General features: G+C 47.9%; 4 protein-coding genes. All 4 read left to right on the top strand.

Annotated elements, in window-relative coordinates; all coding sequences use genetic code 11:
• A partial coding sequence (locus tag A3751_RS21815; RefSeq protein ID WP_156492395.1) for a coproporphyrinogen III oxidase occupies positions 1 to 148 on the top strand: 148 nt, incomplete at its 5' end.
• A gap of 3 nt (positions 149 to 151) precedes the next feature.
• Positions 152 to 979 (top strand): shikimate dehydrogenase, encoded by an 828-nt coding sequence (aroE, locus tag A3751_RS11305; RefSeq protein ID WP_068455900.1) that lies wholly within the window; start codon positions 152 to 154, stop codon positions 977 to 979.
• A gap of 37 nt (positions 980 to 1,016) precedes the next feature.
• Positions 1,017 to 1,784 (top strand): MotA/TolQ/ExbB proton channel family protein, encoded by a 768-nt coding sequence (locus A3751_RS11300; RefSeq protein ID WP_068455898.1) that lies wholly within the window; start codon positions 1,017 to 1,019, stop codon positions 1,782 to 1,784.
• 8 nt (positions 1,785 to 1,792) lie between these two features.
• On the top strand, positions 1,793 to 2,534 hold a 742-nt coding region (locus A3751_RS11295), incomplete at its 3' end, for a flagellar motor protein MotB (RefSeq protein WP_068455896.1).

Below are 2,534 nucleotides of genomic sequence, written 5' to 3'. Positions count from 1 at the left end.
TGGTTTGCAGTCCGGAGGGAGAACCGAGTCTATTTTGATGTCTCTTCCTCCACTGGTGCGCTGGGAGTACGATTGGTCGCCGGAAGAGGGCTCTGAAGAAGCGCGTTTGAGCGATTATCTTGTTCCGCGCAACTGGATTGAGGATTAGGTTTTGGATCGTTACGCAGTTATTGGCAACCCGATCAAGCATAGTAAGTCACCTGAAATCCACGCGCAGTTTGCCGCGCAAACGAGTCAATCTTTGGTTTATGAGCGCATAGAGGGATGTTTGGATGCTTTCGAGGATAATGTTCGAGCATTCTTCTCCAGTCCTTCTAACAAAGGTTTAAATGTTACTGTTCCGTTCAAGGAGCGCGCGTTTGCGATGTGTGATGACTTAAGCCCCCGGGCAAAGATTGCAGAAGCGGTGAATACGCTCTATGTGCAGGCTGGAAGGCTTGTTGGCGATAATACTGATGGCTGTGGTTTGGTAACCGATATTCAGCAGAATTACGACGTTTCGCTTAAAGGAAAAAAAGTGCTTCTGCTTGGCGCTGGTGGCGCATCCAAAGGCGTTTTGTTGCCTGTTTTACAGGCTCAACCATCTCAGCTTGTACTCGCCAATAGAACTTTCTCTAAAGCCGAGGCTCTGGTCGGCCGATACAGTCAGAGACCCGAAATACGTGAGTGCGGTTGCGCGCTGGTTGCGAGAGATTTTGCATCTTTAGATTCAGCATTTGATGTGGTGATAAACGGAACTTCTGCTAGCCTTTCTGGAGAACTCCCTAAAATATCGCCAGAGATATTTTCAAATGCTACGCATGTTTACGACATGATGTATGGGAATGAAGAGACCGTCTTCAATCGCTGGGCCAAAGAAAACGGCGCTGGCCATACGATGGACGGTTTGGGTATGCTCGTGGAGCAGGCTGCAGAGGCATTTCGCGTTTGGAGAAACATCCGGCCCGACACTTCCGCCTGTATTGCAGCGCTTCGTTAAACACACGAACAATACGTTCACATAAAGCAGGTTTAGTATGGATTTAGCGACCCTGATCGGGATGCTAGCTGCCGCCGCGGTTATAATCGGCGCCATTTTGTTGAACTCAAGTATTCTCGACTTCGTCAACATTCCCGGCCTGGGCATCGTTATCATTGGCACCTTGTTCATTACCTTGATCAAGTTTCGTTTAAGTACGATTGGTGACGCGTTTAAGCTCGCCTTCTCTACTGTCTTCATGGATAAAACCGAGAACCCGGTCATCCTCATTACGCAAGTCCGTGAGCTAGCAACCATTGTTCGCAAGGAAGGGATTCTCGGGCTTGAGAACGTTGAGATCGAAGATCCGTTTTTAAAGAAGGGAATTAGTCTTTGTATTGATGGTCATCCCCCGGAGTTTATCGAAGAGATTTTAATTCAAGACTTATCACAAAAAGCAGAGCGCTATGAAATAGCTGAAAAAGTCTTTAAGGGCATGGCTGAGACTGCGCCGGGTATGGGGATGCTGGGTACGCTCGTCGGTTTGGTGCAAATGCTAAACGCGATGTCTGATCCGTCTTCTGTAGGGCCGGCGATGGCGGTTGCTCTGCTTACAACGTTCTATGGCGCGTTCATCGCTCAGTTAATCGCTATTCCTTGTGCGGAAAAACTGGGAATGAAAGCGGCAGAGGAGCAGCGCAATATGGTGTTGGTGATCACCAGCGTCCAAAATATTCTGAAAGGCCAAAACCCTAAAGTCATTGCTGAAGTACTATCTTCGTTCCTGTCGCAAAAACAGCAGGCTGCTGTCACCGAAGAAGAGTAAGCGTTTAGATGGCAGCGATTCCTCAAAGAAAGAAAAAGCAGGAAAGCGGTGGTGGTTGGATTGTCACCTTTGCTGACCTGATGTCTCTGCTGCTTACCTTCTTCATTCTTTTGCTCAGTTTTTCCAAAATGGATCTACACAAATATGAGATGATGGCTCAGTCTTTGGCACAATCGTTTGGGCCTTCATTTCTTGAGGGCTCTGGTAAGGCAGGTGGGGAGATTATCTTCGCTGAAGAGCCTCCGCCTGCTCCTCCGGTAGAAGAGATGTCTGATCTGGAGCAGGAATTTGAAGAGTTTGAAGAGCAATCCGGCGAAGCCGAGCTAGAGTTGCTCGAACAGTCCGAAGGCGAGGCCGATGTAATCAGCATTGACCCTAGTATTGAGCAATTAACGGAGACCTTGGTCGAAGAGCTTGAAACAGAGATTGTCTCCAATGCGTTAAATGTCAGTTTTGACTCGGAGAAAGTCGTTGTACGCTTCTCGGAAGATGCGACGTTTACATCAGGAAGCGAAGAGATTAAAGACGATATGTTTCCGATCTTGGAAAAGATTGAAAACGTTCTGGCGAGTTGCCAGGGAGAAATTGTAGTATCGGGTTATACCGATGACTTGCCTGTAACAGGGAATCGTTTTCGATCAAACTGGGATTTGTCTGCGGCGAGGGCCGTCAGTGTGGTGCATCAATTGATATTTAACAATAAGATTGATGCGAATCGAGTCATCGCAGCAGGACGAGCCGAGACAAACC

The organism is Oleiphilus sp. HI0080 (assembly GCF_001635135.1).
Note: the sequence above shows the minus strand (reverse complement) of the source record. Positions and strands in the feature narration are given on the sequence as shown.

Coding starts and splice junctions, on each gene's coding strand:
- A3751_RS11300 (WP_068455898.1), top strand. CDS start 1,017: ATGGATTTAGCGACCCTGATCGGGATGCTAGCTGCCGCCGCGGTTATA.